The organism is Pseudomonas sp. PA-7-1E (genome assembly GCF_021605325.1).
Classification (GTDB): domain Bacteria; phylum Pseudomonadota; class Gammaproteobacteria; order Pseudomonadales; family Pseudomonadaceae; genus Aquipseudomonas; species Aquipseudomonas fluorescens_BV.
The window spans coordinates 85,477-99,860 of sequence record NZ_WKFA01000011.1; the positions used below are offsets into that span (position 1 = coordinate 85,477).

Annotated in this window: 12 protein-coding genes and 2 pseudogenes; 5 read left to right on the top strand and 9 right to left on the bottom strand. The window is 58.8% G+C overall.

Annotation, left to right across the window (positions count from 1 at the left end; all coding sequences use genetic code 11):
- Positions 1-5 precede the first annotated feature (5 nt).
- Positions 6-1,106: an efflux RND transporter periplasmic adaptor subunit gene (locus GIW79_RS10035; protein WP_072447672.1), complete on the bottom strand. Its 1,101-nt coding sequence runs from the start codon at positions 1,104-1,106 to the stop codon at positions 6-8.
- A gap of 93 nt (positions 1,107-1,199) precedes the next feature.
- Here GIW79_RS10035 and GIW79_RS10040 point away from each other — a divergent pair, with 93 nt between their 5' ends.
- From GIW79_RS10040 to GIW79_RS10050, 3 genes are all read left to right on the top strand, one after another.
- Positions 1,200-1,856, top strand: a complete 657-nt coding sequence (locus tag GIW79_RS10040; protein WP_034126815.1) for a TetR/AcrR family transcriptional regulator — start codon at positions 1,200-1,202, stop codon at positions 1,854-1,856.
- 1,058 nt (positions 1,857-2,914) lie between these two features.
- A complete protein-coding gene (locus GIW79_RS10045; RefSeq protein WP_373456463.1) occupies positions 2,915-4,660 on the top strand; it encodes an S-type pyocin domain-containing protein in 1,746 nt (581 codons plus the stop codon).
- Between the two features lies 1 nt (position 4,661).
- Entirely contained in the window at positions 4,662-4,931 is a 270-nt protein-coding gene (locus tag GIW79_RS10050; protein WP_197901038.1) for a hypothetical protein, read from the top strand.
- 76 nt (positions 4,932-5,007) lie between these two features.
- Here the strand turns inward: GIW79_RS10050 and tnpC are convergent.
- A pseudogene (gene tnpC / locus GIW79_RS10055) lies at positions 5,008-5,715 on the bottom strand (IS66 family transposase); the annotation flags it as partial.
- Positions 5,716-5,760: 45 nt separating this feature from the next.
- Between tnpC and GIW79_RS10060 the strand changes: the two are divergent.
- A pseudogene (locus GIW79_RS10060) lies at positions 5,761-6,330 on the top strand (transposase); the annotation flags it as partial.
- A 56-nt stretch (positions 6,331-6,386) separates the two neighbouring features.
- On the opposite strand, the gene GIW79_RS10065 reads toward GIW79_RS10060, so the two are convergent.
- Positions 6,387-7,169 (bottom strand): class I SAM-dependent methyltransferase, encoded by a 783-nt coding sequence (locus GIW79_RS10065; RefSeq protein ID WP_014717213.1) that lies wholly within the window; start codon positions 7,167-7,169, stop codon positions 6,387-6,389.
- A 96-nt stretch (positions 7,170-7,265) separates the two neighbouring features.
- Here GIW79_RS10065 and GIW79_RS10070 point away from each other — a divergent pair, with 96 nt between their 5' ends.
- The gene (locus tag GIW79_RS10070) at positions 7,266-7,886 is read left to right on the top strand and encodes a hypothetical protein (protein ID WP_054897119.1); all 621 of its coding nucleotides are present in this window, start codon (positions 7,266-7,268) and stop codon (positions 7,884-7,886) included.
- Between the two features lie 3 nt (positions 7,887-7,889).
- Here GIW79_RS10070 and GIW79_RS10075 read toward each other — a convergent pair whose 3' ends face one another.
- The 6 genes from GIW79_RS10075 to ppc all read right to left on the bottom strand — a co-directional run bounded on the left by GIW79_RS10075 (position 7,890) and on the right by ppc (position 14,266).
- Entirely contained in the window at positions 7,890-8,576 is a 687-nt protein-coding gene (locus GIW79_RS10075) for an extensin-like domain-containing protein (RefSeq protein ID WP_197901040.1), read from the bottom strand.
- Positions 8,577-8,592: 16 nt separating this feature from the next.
- Positions 8,593-9,453, bottom strand: a complete 861-nt coding sequence (locus GIW79_RS10080; protein WP_038449171.1) for a DUF72 domain-containing protein — start codon at positions 9,451-9,453, stop codon at positions 8,593-8,595.
- Positions 9,453-9,755, bottom strand: coding sequence for a hypothetical protein (locus GIW79_RS10085; RefSeq protein WP_034126521.1), 303 nt, complete (start codon positions 9,753-9,755; stop codon positions 9,453-9,455). Before GIW79_RS10085 ends, GIW79_RS10080 begins: the two co-directional genes overlap by 1 nt.
- 160 nt (positions 9,756-9,915) lie before the next feature.
- Positions 9,916-10,602, bottom strand: a complete 687-nt coding sequence (tsaB, locus tag GIW79_RS10090) for a tRNA (adenosine(37)-N6)-threonylcarbamoyltransferase complex dimerization subunit type 1 TsaB (RefSeq protein ID WP_034126520.1) — start codon at positions 10,600-10,602, stop codon at positions 9,916-9,918.
- Between the two features lie 90 nt (positions 10,603-10,692).
- On the bottom strand, positions 10,693-11,340 hold the full coding sequence (gene adk / locus GIW79_RS10095; protein ID WP_003189104.1) for an adenylate kinase: 648 nt from the start codon (positions 11,338-11,340) through the stop codon (positions 10,693-10,695).
- Positions 11,341-11,620: 280 nt separating this feature from the next.
- Entirely contained in the window at positions 11,621-14,266 is a 2,646-nt protein-coding gene (gene ppc, locus GIW79_RS10100; RefSeq protein ID WP_034126519.1) for a phosphoenolpyruvate carboxylase, read from the bottom strand.
- Positions 14,267-14,384: the final 118 nt, after the last annotated feature.

Below are 14,384 nucleotides of genomic sequence, written 5' to 3' on the forward strand. Positions count from 1 at the left end.
GGGGACTACTCCTTGGCCGCCAGATTAACCACACGGTTGGAGCGGTCCACCGGGCGCACTGACTGGCCCTCATGAAGTACATGCACGCCTGCGGCAACCACCCAGTCGGTGGCGGCCAATCCTTCCAGTATCGGTACGGTGTTTTCGCCAAAGGCACCAATGCGCACGGGAGTGCGTTCAAGGGTGTTGTCCGGTTGTACGCGCCAGACGTAGGACGCGCCGTTTTCGGCACTCAGGGCGGACAAGGGTACCGACAGCGCAATGACACCGTCGGCCTGGATGAAAACCCGCGCACTTTGGCCCAGTTCGGCGGGCACTTTGCCGCCGGTGAAGGCCACACGCGCCGCGAAAGTGCGGGATTTGGGATCGGCCGCGGGAGACAGCTCACGAATGCGCCCGGCAAAACGTTGCTCTGGCTGGCTCCATAACTCCACCGACACTGGCTGGCCGACCTTGAAGCGGCCAAAGCCCTGTTCAGGCAGGCTGATCAACACTTCACGCTCGCCATCGGTGGCCAGGGTGAACACGGTCTGGCCAGCGGAAACCACTTGCCCCACTTCGACGGCACGCTTGGCGACCACACCATCCTGGGGCGCACGCAGCACGGCGTAGCCGGCCTGGTTGCTCGACACATCGAACTCGGCCTTGATCTGCTTGAGGCGTGCTTCACCGGCTCGGTAGAGGTTTTCGGAATTGTCGTACTGCGACCGACTGACCATCTGCCGGTCCATCAAGGTCTTGTAGCGATCTCGTTCCGCACGCACCAGGCTGAGATTGGCCTCTGCAGCGGCTACTTGAGCGCGGGTCGCTTCCAGTTGCAGGCGCACGTCCTGGGGGTCGAGTTCGGCCAGCGGCTGGTTGGCCTTGACCCGCTCGCCCTCCTCCACCAGGCGCTTGCTGACTTTACCGCCGATGCGAAAGGCCAGGTCCGGCTCATAACGGGCACGCACCTCACCGGGGTAGCTGTCCATCGCCTGTGCCGAAGGCTGCGGTTGCACCACCATGGCCGGACGTACGGTGGTCTGGGCCGCTTCTTCATGGCCGCACGCGGCCAACAGGAAGACCAGGCTGACAGGCAAAGCAAGGGGCAGGAAAGCGCTGCGCATGCTGAAGGACCTTTCGCAAATAGAGCTTGGAATAATTATACTGGCCGGTATGTTATTAATACCAAACTCACCAGTCCAGTATTAAAGGTGAAAATGTCCGACAATCCTCTGAACACCGCAAGCCCCGGGCGTCCCAAGGACATGGCAAAACGCCAGGCAATCCTCGAATCGGCGAAATCGCTGTTCCTGGACAAGGGTTATGCCAACACCAGCATGGACGCCGTTGCCCTGGCGGCCGGCGTATCGAAGCTCACGGTCTACAGTCACTTCACCGACAAGGAGACGCTGTTCACCGCTGCGGTGGTGGCCAAATGTGAAGAGCAGTTGCCGGTGATGTACTTCGAGCTTCCTGAAGGCATGCCCGTCGAGACGGTGTTGCTCAACATCGCACGCGGCTTTCATCGGCTGATCAACAGCGAGGAGTCGGTAAACCTGCATCGCCTGATGATGACCACCGGCAATCAGGACGTGAAACTCTCCCAGATCTTCTTCAACGCCGGCCCCATGCGCATGCTGCAAGGCATGGAGCGCCTGCTCGGCAAGATTCACCAGGGCGGCGCCCTGAGCATCGACACACCGTTCAAAGCCGCGGAGCACTTCTTTTGCCTGCTCAAGGGCACGGCGAACTTCCGCTTGTTGTATGGCTGCGGCGGACAATTGAGCGCGCAAGAAGCCGAAGAGCATGTGCAGGACGTGGTGAAGTTGTTTATGCGGGCCTATCGCAGCACGGGGCTCGACAGCACTGCATAGGCGGTAGCAACCGACGGTAACCACGATGCGAAGCGAGTCGCTCTTGATCTGCTCTTGATCTGCTTTTGATTTTGATCTTAAGCGCCCCGTCAAACCACGCTGGCCGGAATTCGACAGGGATTTGGGGGGTAAACCGGCAGGGATGCCGGTTTAGCCGCCCCGCGCCATGGATGGCGCGTGGCGGCGGCCCCCCAAATCACTGGCGGATTACGGGCACACCGAGCCTAAGCGAGGTGCCGAGTGGTGGGGCAAGAGCGTTTTGCTTACTTTGGCCTGGGCCGGCATCCCGGCTTTTGCAAAGTGAGCCGCCGTCAGGGCGGAACCCTAAGTGTAGCGGCTCGCGTTTGAAAACACTCGGGCTCGCATTCAGCGGCATTTCTGGCTCACATTAACTGCAACCAGCCAAAGGCTCCGGCTCACATTAATTGCAAATGGGCTTGCATTCGACGCCGTAGACTCGCGTTCCATTGTGACGGGCTCACATTATCTGCAAATGACCGGCAGTGGTTGCGGTCACAGAGGTGTGCTCCCCCCACCGTCAAGCTCAGAGCCGTATCGTAAGGAACAGTGACCACTACCGTTTGTCGGTCGCGATATGCATAAGTGCATTTTTTGTTTCCCCTTGATACTGGATACCCATACAGTATTAATGCGATATGGTGAAAAGTGGAGAAGACGGGGATTCTCGTTCGTTGAGCTTCTCAAAAACTGACAACCCAAGAGGCGAAGCCGTTCATCAGAGAGTAGTAAGGCAACGAGAGAACCATCCGTCCATCCTACTGAGATGTACAAAGCTCTTATGCTGTACCTAGCGAAAAGGAGAATTCACTATGGCTAATGGCGATACGATTCATCTGCCAGAAATTGAAATCAATGCTATTAATAAATATGAACCTCAGACATTCGGAGGGGGTGGTGGTGACAGTGATTTTTCACATAGTCACACCGGACAGCTCATTAACCTTGCAACGCGTACTTATGTGCTTAACACATACCCTCCCATCATTTCCCAGAATGTTAAGGACCAGGAGGCAAGCTTTGCAGCGAATCTTCAGTCGATGCCTGAATCTATTGCACAAAGCATTACTGCAATAGAACAAAATGAAGGCAGTCCCGCGAGCGAAGTCGAGAAAATCGAACAGCATATTCGTTCGGTAGATACGCTAATTGCTCAAAAAGCACAGGCTGCTGCTGCTCAAAAAGTGATTGCTGATAAGTACTACTATGGAGACTTCTTTTATTATCCGACGATGCAGTTTATTAAAGATGCAATCAGCGGAAGCAAGACAAATTACCCTCCGGATAAAAATTATAAAGAATGGTACGCCTCACTTGAGGCTTCGTATGCTGCAAAATATAGCAACCGCGAGATCGACTATTTGAATGCCCTGAAGCAGAACCTTCAGGCACAGGCTAATCAAGCACGTGCAGACGCCGAGGCTAAACGTATTGCCGATGAGGCCGCAGCTGCGGAAGCCGCAAGGGTTGCAGCTGAGGCTGAAGCCAAACGCGTGGCTGATGAGGCAGCCGCTGCTGAAGCGGCGCGAGTAGCGGCAGAGGCAGAAGCTAAGCGTATCGCTGATGAGGCCGCTGCAGCAGAAGCTGCCAGGTTAGCCGCCGAAGCTGAAGCCAAGCGCATTGCTGATGAAGCGGCCGCTGCAGAGGCAGCAAGAATTGCTGCTGAAGCTGCAGCACTTAAAGCCGCTAATACGTATAGGCTCCCCGCTGACGGTGCGAGTCAGTTAAGTACTGCGGCTGGCTCTATCGCCATTACTGCCGGTTCAGGTCTTACGCTGGATGCGGCTATTCAGGCTGCAAAGGTAGCCTTAGGCACTGTTGTAAGTGCTGCCACGGCAGTGGGCATTGGCGCGCTGGTCTATTCACCATCACTGGGTAATGGTGAGCTACCTTCGACCATGCTTAACACGCCGGCCAAGGATTTAACGCCTAATCTTCCCGAAAATCTTGCCGAGATCGCCGCGGCGGGAGGAACTGTGGATCTGCCCTACCGAATTTATGGCGATCAGTCCAAATACTCGGTAGTGGCCACCCAGCCCACTGGAGGGTTAGCACCTACCGTCCCGGTAAGAGCGCTAGTGCTTGATCCTGTGGCCAATGCCTATACGTTCACTACAACTGACTCACCACCGATCACCCTGACGTTCCCAATCGCAGTACCAGGTAATAGCTCGACGGCGACGCCTGCGCAGCCTGTCGAAACCCCGGTGTATACCGGGATTACACTGACACCGATTGAGGTCAAAGCTGAGCCGTTTCCGGTAGTCGGCCAGTTGGATATTCGGGACGCTATTTACGTTTACCCCGCAGATTCGGGTTTACCGCCGATTTATGCGGTATTTAGTAGTCCGTACGAAGGGGCTACCACCAAAGGTGAGCACAGCGGTCGGATGTACAATCCTGATAAGGCGGGCGGCCCCATTCAGAGTCTAGACTGGACAACCGCAGCGGTGACTCAGGAAGGTATTGACCTCGTTAAGCTGCATACGAGCAGATTCGACCCATCGGACGCAAATGTTGTGATGATTGACCGTCTGGAAAAAATCCTAACTGGCGAATTGGCCATTACCGATGTCGATAAGCGATTTTACACCCATGAGATTCGTGAGCTAGAGCGGTATAGGGCTCTAGGTATAACGGATGGAGTGAAACCGAACGACGATGGCGCCACTTGGAATAATACTCATGCCGCGACTTTAGAGGATTTCAAGCTTAAAGATGCTGACGAATTACTCTATACGCCAGAAGCTATAGTCGCAGAAAACAAACAAATATACGGAGAATAACATGAGCAACATCAATGATATTGTAAACTCTGAATCCCCAAGAGATGTCGTTCTTTTTATAGTAAGAAATAAGTCAATTTCATATCCGATGCTGGATCGACTATATAACAGGAATGGCTGGGTAAATATTGGTAATAATCTTGAGCTATTAAAGCTTGTTCATAACATGAGACTGGAAGGGCTGATTGATAATTCTGATGGGGGAATTAAAAAAGGTTCTAATTGGAAAGAGCCAGCCTTTATGGCTGAGAATAAGTATACGCTTGAGTGATATGTAGGTCTGCAAAAGAAAGCCCAGCTCAAGCTGGGCTTTCTTTGTAAGCGTACGGGCAAACCGTCTTGCACGACTAAGCCGGACGCCACCTATGCGGCAGCAACTCTGCAATCTCACTTGCCCGCTGCGCAGGCAGGCGCGTCAGCACATCCTTCAGGTAGGCCTAGGGATCGTGCCCATTGTTCCGGGCCGACTGAATCAAACTCATGATCGCAGCGGCGCGTTTGCCGCTGCGTAGCGACCCAGCAAAGAGCCAGTTCTTGCGCCCCAGCGCCCAAGGCCGTATCTGGTTCTCACACCAGTTATTATCAATAGGCACGGCCCCGTCATCGAGGTAGCGCGACAGCGCCGTCCAGCGTTTCAAGCTGTAATCCAAGGCTTTGCCAATGGCCGAACCGTTATGCACGATGTCGCGCTGGGCAACCATCCAGGCATGCAACGCATCCATCACGGGTACCGCCTTTTCCTGCCGTATTCGGCGGCGTATGTCCGGTTCTAGATCCTCGATTTCCCCCTCGATCTCGTACAGCGCCTGCATGTAACGCAAGGCTTGCTCAGCCAGCGCGCTCTTGTGAGTCGCATGCAGTTCGAAGAACTTGCGCCGGGCATGAGCCATGCAGCCGATTTCAGTCACGCCGAGTTCGAAGCTGGCCTTGTAATCGCCGAAATAATCGCAGACCAGCTTGCCCTTCCAGTCTTGTAGGAAGTTACGCGCATGCTCGCCGGCCCGGCTGAGGCTGAAGTCGTAAACTACAGCCGAGGTTTCGCAAAACGGGCTGGTCCTTCGGCGGTTGCGTCAGGAAGGTGTGTTGGCCGGACGGATACGCTTCGCCGACGTGCCGCACTGGTGAAGATGCGTGTTGCTCTGAACCAGAGCTGGGCAGGTGAGCCTTTGCTCAAAGCCTCGTCCAAGAGCATTTCAGCTTGTCTTGATAGACATGAAGCGCTCATTGAAAAACGGATATTAGCTGCTGTCACTGAAGCGGGTGTCTTGAATCAAGTCAGGCGCTGCCAAGCCGTAGAGGGCATTGGTTTTCTTACGGCAGTTGCACTGACTATGGCCTTTCAACGAGGAGAGTTTGAAAGTGCTGACGCTTACATTGCTTTTCTGGGAATGGACTTGAGGGTGTCCGACTCAGGGCAAATGAACGGACGTCGTTCGTTAAGCAAGAAAGGAGACTCAGAGATCCGCAGGTTGCTGCATAACGCGGCGTCAGCCGGTATTAGGTCAGAAGCCTGGAAGCCTTTATACGAGGGCTATCTGGCCAGGGGACTGAAAACAACTCAAGTCCTGGTCATCATCGCCCGCAAGTTAGCGCGTATCGCCTTTTCGCTCATGAAAAACCAGAGCGAGTACCAATCAAAAGCGGGTTTGGGGGCTTCCCCCCAACCATAGAATCTCCCACATTTGGATTGCGGCGCACCTGGGAGATAAGTGCTGCTGTTTGCAGCTTACGGCTTGAGCGCTTTCTTGGGATAAATGTCGTAGCGGCTGGACTTGCCATCCAGCGCATGGCTTGGCTTCGGCCCCTCAATACAGGGTGCCTTGCGCGGCCGCTTGACCACCACACGATGGCTGGCCAGGGCCAGAGCCGCCGCGAGCAACGCCGGTGCATCCGGATCATCACCCACCAACGGCCGAAACAGGCGCATTTCCTTCTTCACCAGCGCAGTTTTCTCACGGTGCGGAAACATCGGGTCCAGGTAGATCACCTGAGGCGGCTCGCCCTGCCAATTGAGCATCACGTCGATGGAATTGCCCTTGAGCAGCTTCATGCGCGCCACAATCGGCGCCACGTCAAAATCCTCTGCAGCGCGGGCCAGGCCATCTTCGAGCAAGGCGCCGATCAACGGCTGGCGCTCGATCAGGCTCATCTCACACCCGAGGCTGGCCAGCACGAACGCGTCCTTGCCCAAGCCAGCCGTGGCGTCCAGCACTCGCGGGCGCACGCCCTGGGCGATGCCCACCGCCTTGGCGATCATCTGCCCGCTGCCACCACCATACAATCGCCGATGCGCCGCGCCGCCTTCGACAAAGTCGACCCGCACCGGCCCTGGCGCATCAGGCCCAAGCTGTTGCAACTGCAAACCGTGCTCCCCCACTTGCAGGGAAAAATCCGCATCGGCCACCTGCAGAGGCAACCCCAGCAGCGAAGCCCACTGTTCAGCGCGGGCCTGGAAGCTGTCAGCCAAGGCTTGGACCTGGATGCGGCTGGCCGCTGGTTGTTCGTTCATCAATCGCCACGCTCAAAAAAATTAAGGATCGGCAAACAACAGCCGATAAAAATTACAGTCAGGTATTTTGCCAGAGCTGAGCGTCGACCGAGAAAAATGTCAGACATTCTTCCCCTTTCCATCGGTGTACTGCCGACCCACAACCATTACGGCCTGCGCAATACCCAAGCGCTGGCCGGGGTGAGTCATGTGTGGCAGGACTTCTTTGCCCGCGCGTTGGCCGAGCAGCTCGGTGAAACGCCGGACGCGCTCGCCGCCAAGGCGCCCGCCCCGGCAGACCCGGCAGTTGAACCCCGCGAAGGCGCCGACCTGCTGGCGCAGATCCTCACCCAGCGTGAGTGCGATGTGAAAGACACCGAGATCACCCCGCCGGAGCCGCTCTTCCTGCCGATTGCCGAGTTCGAAACCGAGCTGCTGCCACCGGCAGCGACGCCGTTCCCGGAAGAAGAAGTCATCGCCCAGCAACGCCAACAAGCGTTTGAGAGCGAGTGGGTGCGCCCCATCGTGCTGAACGCCGGCCAACCGCTACCCGAGCCAGGCCCGGCGCCACAACCACGCCCCCTGCACCTGCCAATTGCCGAATTCGAGCTGGACCTGCTGCCACCGGCCGCCACGCCGTACCCCGAAGAAGAACTGCTGGCGCAGCAAAAGGCCCTGGATTTCGATTACTACTGGGCACGCCCGCTGGTGACCCACAACCTGCGCCTGGCCGCCTGAACCCTAGCGACACACCCACCAACGCCCCATGTCGAGATGGAAATGGTTGCGATGAGCCGCGTTGTAGTCCGGGCTCAACACCACGTTGAAATCATCACAGGCGCCATCGCGTACCAAACGCAGGAAACGCGCACTGTCGCTCTGCCCCGGCCAATCCTTGAGCACGCTGATGCTGCGTCCATCCGCCAGGCGAAACCCGGCGATATCCAGGGCATTGGCCGAGGCGTGCTGGCTGAGCCTTCCGTCGGCGCGATTGTAGATATTACGGCAGGCAAAACTGCCCAAATGCTCGACCCGACTCACCGCTTGACCAAACACGGCCTGGGCCGCCGGTTGCAGGCTGTGGCGCTCGAACAATGCGAACGCCACCGCGAGCGGGCAACTGGCGAGAAAGCTGCTGCTCAAGGCCACGTCAGCGCCCTGCACACGCAGAATATTGCGCAAGGGGCACGCCGTATCAGCCGGTGTATCGGCCTGGCGGCTCACGCGCAGACCAGAGGTGTTCAACACCTGGTCACACAGCGCTGGATCATCCTGCAAACGACTGAGCTTGTAGCGCGTCAACAGGTTGGGGCTCGCTCGCACATCCAAGGGCGCCCAGGGGTTCCATTCAGGCGGCACCCAACCCCGCCAGACAGCCAGCGCAAAGGCGCCCACCAGCACCAGCAACACACTCAATGTCTTGACCATACCCACGGCTCAACCCTCAAAGTAGTCCGAGCTGCTCCGCCACGGGTTCTCGATGCAAGGCAGGCAGCGGCGGTAGCCCTGGCAGGCGCACCATCAGCTTGGCGTGGAAGCGCAGCGCCAGTTGTGCCGCGAGACGATTGTCCGAGGTGTGCAGGAACATATAGGGCGTGCGGCCCTCTTCGATCCAACTGGCGATCTTTTCCACCCAGGGAATCAGGAACGGGTCATTGGCCTCAAGGTCCGGATGCCCGATAAAGCGCACCTGGGGAAACTGCGTCAGGGCCGCTGGGCGCGGTGGCACCCGGGGCTTTTTGGACTGGGCATGCAGCACCGCTTCGGAGGTAGAGGTACAACTGAACAGGGCACGTGGATCGAGGCAGATGCGCTCGACACCGCGATCGCGCAACAGGCGGTTGAGCATGCGCTCAGCATCACCCTTGGCGAAGAACTGTTCATGACGCACCTCCACGGCCAGCGGCCGATCAATGCCATCGAGAAATCCAGCCAGCTCCGCCAGGCGTGGCGGCGTAAAGCTCTTCGAGAGCTGCAGCCACAGCGGTGAAACGCGCTCACCCAAAGGGCTCATCAAGCCGACAAAACTTTCTGCCGCCGGCAACTGTTCACGCAAATCGCCAGCATGGCTGATATCGCCGGGAAATTTGGCGGTGAAGCGAAAATCATCAGGCATGATTTCGGCCCAGCGCTGCACAGTGGCGGCCGAGGGGCGAGCATAAAAAGTGGTATTGCCCTCAACGGCGTTGAAGACCTGGGAATAGAGCCCGAGGTAATCGCTGGAACGTGCCTCAACGGGATACAGGTACTCGCGCCAGGCGTTTTCACTCCAGGACGGGCAGCCGATGTAATAAGGCAAACGCATCAGATATGGATATCGAGACCCAGCACTTCCATATCCCATTCGACAAAGCCGGCGGTGGTCAGGTAGCTGGCCAAGGCGGTGGCAACGCTTTTGCTCATGGAACGGGGAAAGACCATGTCTTGCTGACGGGCAGGAACGCCGCTTATGCGTGCGCTCGAGGCGCCTTGAGCTTTGGAAGGCGTATCGGTGTGTACTTCGATGAAGTCCGGTGAATCCTCGACGGACTCGTCTACCGTCACGCTCGCCTTGCGCGGCTTACGCTTGAGGGGGTACGACTGTGAGGAAAAACCGTCTATACGCATACATGCAGACTCGGTATCAATGATGGCAATTTAGCGGCACTTTCCATGGCGCGCAAATGCTCTGGTGATAACTAGAACACATAATTTGTAAAAGGTTTAAAAACCCAGGCAAATTCTGACGATTGGCGAAATTTGCCGCGTAACACCCACATTTTTGGCGTCAAATAATCCCGCGTTCGGCCTTGGTCTGCGCGACTTTATCGCGCAGGTACACCGGTGCTGCCTGGTCCGCCGCAATCGCCTCGCCGCGCTCGAATGCGAAACGTGCCAACGCCAGCAGGTCTTCGGCGTGTGGCAACATCGCTGCGTCCTGCTCGGCACAGGTCACCTTGATGCGTTCGCCATAACCCCAGCCCGTGCCGGCACCGAACCAATCGCCGCTGGCGTCAGCGGGCAACTGCGCCGCTTCGGGGGCCAGCACCGCTTCCGCACCGACCAGGCGCATTTCGCCTGCGGTCTCACGGTAGCAACCCCAGTAAACCTCATCCATGCGCGCATCAATTGCCGCTGCCACTTGCGACGCCCCGTGCTCACGCAACGCGCGCTGGGCCAGTACCGCCAGGTTGGACACCGGCAACACCGGGCGCTCCAGCGCAAAGGCCAGGCCCTGCACCACGCCGATGGCGATGCGCACGCCAGTGAATGCACCGGGGCCACGGCCGAACGCGATGGCATCCACCGCCGCTAGGGTGGTCCCGGCGTCTTCAAGCAATTGCTTGATCATCGGCAACAATTTCTGCGCGTGCAGGCGCGGGATCACCTCGTAGTGGCTCGTGACCTTGCCATCGTGCAGCAAGGCAACGGAGCAAGCTTCAGTCGCGGTGTCCAGGGCCAGCAGGGTACTCATCGGTGTGGGTGTCCAAGTCGGAAAAAAGTGCGCCAGTATAAACAACAACGACCCGCAAGCGGGCCGTTGTCTGTGCCGCTGATCAAGGGATCAGCTCAGTGCTTGCAGCACCTTGGCGGTGATGGCCTCTACCGAGCCCACACCAGGGATGTGGCTGTATTTCGGCTTGCCTTGGGCTGCGGACAGCTTCTGGTAGAAGTCCACCAGGGGCTTGGTCTGGGAATGGTAGACCGACAGGCGATGACGCACGGTTTCTTCGGTGTCGTCTTTACGCTGCACCAGGTCTTCGCCGGTGACATCGTCCTTGCCTTCCACTTTCGGCGGGTTGTAGACGATGTGGTACACGCGGCCAGAGCCTTCGTGAACACGACGGCCAGCGATACGCTGGACGATCTCTTCGTCTTCAACCGCGATTTCGACCACGGCGTCCAACTCCACGCCCGCCTTCACCAAGGCTTCAGCCTGGGGAATGGTGCGTGGGAAGCCGTCGAACAGGAAACCGTTCTTGCAGTCTTCCTGGCTGATGCGTTCCTTGACCAGGTTGATGATCAGGTCATCGGAGACCAGGCCGCCGCTGTCCATCACGCTCTTGGCGATCAGGCCCAGTTCGGTGCCAGCCTTGACGGCCGCACGCAGCATGTCGCCGGTGGAGATTTGTGGAATGCCGAATTTTTCAGTGATGAACTTTGCCTGAGTACCTTTACCGGCCCCGGGAGCTCCCAGCAGAATGACGCGCATCGATGTGCTCCTCAATTTTTTATAGAGATGACGCTCGGATTCGCCGCGTGGGGCCAATCTCGTAAAAATGTGGTTCTAGGCCGATCAAACGGCCAAAGGCTGATCAAGATACACAGCGGGCCCTCACCATACAAGCCGCCAAAAGTCGGAGAAACCCGCGCCGCACATGCGTCAGCGCCAGGGTGTGCCTGAGCGCAACCCACCCTCTCAAACGACGACCGCCCGTTTCCGGGCGGTCGTCGCGGTTTATCCGCAAGCCATTGAGTACACGCAAAAAACCTCAGCCGGTGTTGCGCAAACCGGCCGCGATACCGGCCACGGACACCAGCAGCGCCTGTTCCAGAGGGCTGTCTTGGGCAGCCTCCTGCTGACGGGAACGTGCCAGCAACTCGGCCTGCAACAGGTGCAAGGGGTCGAGGTAGGTGTTGCGCAGGCGGATGAACTCCAGGGTGTCGGGGCTATGGGCCAGCAGCTGCGACTGGCCGGTCAGGCCAAGCACCACGTCACACGCCTGCGACAATAGGTCGCGTAAGTGCGCACCCAATGCCAGCAGGTCCGGCTGCACCAGGCGCTCATCATAAAGACGGGCGATATCGGCATCGGCCTTGGCCAGGACCATTTCCAGCATGTCGATGCGCGTGCGAAAGAACGGCCACTGCTCGCGCATCTGCCCCAGCAATTGACCTTCACCGCGCTCCAGCGCCTTGCTCAGTGCCGCTTCCCAGCCGAGCCAGGCGGGCAGCATCAGGCGCGTCTGGGTCCAGCCAAAGATCCATGGGATGGCGCGCAAGCTCTCAATCCCGCCCGCACGACGCTTGGCCGGGCGACTGCCCAAAGGCAAACGGCCCAACTCCTGCTCCGGCGTGGACTGGCGGAAGTACTCGACGAACTGCGGATTTTCCCGCACCACGGCACGGTATGCGCTGACACCGTCTGCCGCCAGTTCGTCCATCAGATGACGCCAGGCAGGCTCGGGAGGCGGCGGCGGTAACAGGGTCGCTTCCAGTACCGCGGCCAGGTAGAGATTGAGGTTCTGCTCAGCGATATCCGGCAGGCCGAATTTGAAGCGAATCATCTCTCCCTGCTCAGTGGTGCGGAACCGCCCCGCTACCGAGCCCGGTGGCTGCGACAGGATGGCAGCGTGCGCCGGGCCACCGCCACGACCAACAGTGCCGCCGCGACCGTGGAACAACAACAGCTCCACCTGTTGCTCGCGGCAGATGTCCACCAGGCGCTCCTGGGCGCGGTACTGTGCCCAGGCGGCTGCCGTGGTGCCGGCGTCCTTGGCCGAGTCCGAGTAGCCAATCATCACTTCCTGCGGGCCCTGCAAGCGCGCGCGGTAACCCGGTAGTTGCAACAGGCGCTCCATCACCGGCCCGGCGTTGTCCAGGTCGGCCAGGGTCTCGAACAATGGCACTACGCGCATTGGCCGCTGTACACCGGATTCCTTCAACAGCAGTTGCACCGCCAGCACATCCGACGCGGCGCCGGCCATGGAGATGACATACGAACCTAATGATGCGGCTGGTGCGGCGGCGATTTCCTTGCAGGTATTGAGCACCTCGGCAGTGTCCGCCGAGGGTTTGAAGTAACCCGGCAGCAATGGCCGCCGATTGGTCAGTTCCTGGGTGAGGAAGCTGATACGCGCATCCTCATCCCAGTCCTCATAACGCCCCAGGCCCAGGTAATCGGTGATTTCGGTCATGGCCGCCGAGTGACGGCTGGAGTCCTGGCGCACATCCAAGCGCACCAGGAACAGGCCGAACGTCACGGCACGGCGCAGGCAGTCGAGCAGCGGGCCATCGGCGATCACGCCCATGCCGCATTCGTGCAGGGACTGGTAGCACAGTTGTAGCGGGTCCAGCAGGTCGCGGTTGTTCTGCAACACCTCGGCCGGCGCCGGGGTGGTGCTGGTCAACGAGGTGTGGGCCCACTGGCGCGTGGCGCGCAGGCGTTCACGCAGTTGCTTTAGCAAGGCACGATAAGGTTCGACGCTGTCGCCGACTTTGGCTTGCAACGCCGGGCTGGCCTGTTGCATCGACAGCTCGGAGGCCAGCTGATCAATGTCACGCAGATACAAATCCGCCGCCATCCAGCGCGCCAGCAACAGCACTTCGCGCGTGACCGGCGCGGTGACGTTCGGGTTGCCGTCACGGTCGCCACCCATCCACGAAGCAAAGCGAATCGGCGCAGCCTCCAGGGGCAGGCGCAGGCCGGTGGCGGCGTGCAGGGCCTGGTCGGCCTTGCGCAGGTAATTGGGGATGGCGTGCCACAGCGAATGCTCGATCACCGCAAAGCCCCATTTGGCTTCGTCCACCGGGGTGGGCCGCACCCGACGGATTTCTTCGGTGTGCCAGGCTTCGGCGATCAAGCGTTGCAAGCGCTCGCGAATCTGCTCGCGCTCGGCGGTGGTGAGGTCGCGGTGATCCTGCAAGGCCAGTTGCGCAGCAATGGCATCGTATTTCTGGATCAGCGTGCGGCGGGCCACTTCGGTGGGGTGGGCGGTGAGCACCAGCTCGATGTCCAGCCGCGCCAACTGCCGGGCCAGGGATTCATTGCTGTGACCTTCGCTTTGCAGACGGGCCAGCAACTCCGGCAAAACCCGGGATTCGAACGGCGCGGGTTGCGATTCATCGCGCCGATGAATCAATTGATATTGTTCGGCAATGTTGGCCAGGTTGAGGAACTGGTTGAAGGCTCGGGCCACCGGCAGCAGTTCGTCCTCCTGCAACTGGTTGAGGCTGGCGCTCAACTCATCGCCAGCGGCTTTCTCTGAAACGGCTCCGCGACGGTCGGCCTTGGCGCCTTTGCGGATCTGCTCGATCTTCTCGAGGAAAGCCTCGCCGTACTGCTCTCGAATGGTGTTGCCCAACAGCTCACCCAGCAGGTGAACATCCTCACGCAAGCGTGCATCGATATCACTCATCAGCCAATCTCCAGCCAGAAATCCGGGACGCGCAGGTGCTTCAGAGTGCCGCCGACGTCGGTTTCTGACAAGGCCGAACGCAAACGACTTTAAACCTTGGCGCTTGCAGCTAGTCTCA

Bases quoted from the DNA above. Each gene is read 5' to 3' on its own strand.
- GIW79_RS10035 (WP_072447672.1), bottom strand. From the start codon at position 1,106: ATGCGCAGCGCTTTCCTGCCCCTTGCTTTGCCTGTCAGCCTGGTCTTC.
- GIW79_RS10040 (WP_034126815.1), top strand. From the start codon at position 1,200: ATGTCCGACAATCCTCTGAACACCGCAAGCCCCGGGCGTCCCAAGGAC.
- GIW79_RS10045 (WP_373456463.1), top strand. From the start codon at position 2,915: ATGCCTGAATCTATTGCACAAAGCATTACTGCAATAGAACAAAATGAA.
- GIW79_RS10050 (WP_197901038.1), top strand. From the start codon at position 4,662: ATGAGCAACATCAATGATATTGTAAACTCTGAATCCCCAAGAGATGTC.
- GIW79_RS10065 (WP_014717213.1), bottom strand. From the start codon at position 7,169: ATGAACGAACAACCAGCGGCCAGCCGCATCCAGGTCCAAGCCTTGGCT.
- GIW79_RS10070 (WP_054897119.1), top strand. From the start codon at position 7,266: ATGTCAGACATTCTTCCCCTTTCCATCGGTGTACTGCCGACCCACAAC.
- GIW79_RS10075 (WP_197901040.1), bottom strand. From the start codon at position 8,576: ATGGTCAAGACATTGAGTGTGTTGCTGGTGCTGGTGGGCGCCTTTGCG.
- GIW79_RS10080 (WP_038449171.1), bottom strand. From the start codon at position 9,453: ATGCGTTTGCCTTATTACATCGGCTGCCCGTCCTGGAGTGAAAACGCC.
- GIW79_RS10085 (WP_034126521.1), bottom strand. From the start codon at position 9,755: ATGCGTATAGACGGTTTTTCCTCACAGTCGTACCCCCTCAAGCGTAAG.
- tsaB (WP_034126520.1), bottom strand. From the start codon at position 10,602: ATGAGTACCCTGCTGGCCCTGGACACCGCGACTGAAGCTTGCTCCGTT.
- adk (WP_003189104.1), bottom strand. From the start codon at position 11,340: ATGCGCGTCATTCTGCTGGGAGCTCCCGGGGCCGGTAAAGGTACTCAG.
- ppc (WP_034126519.1), bottom strand. From the start codon at position 14,266: ATGAGTGATATCGATGCACGCTTGCGTGAGGATGTTCACCTGCTGGGT.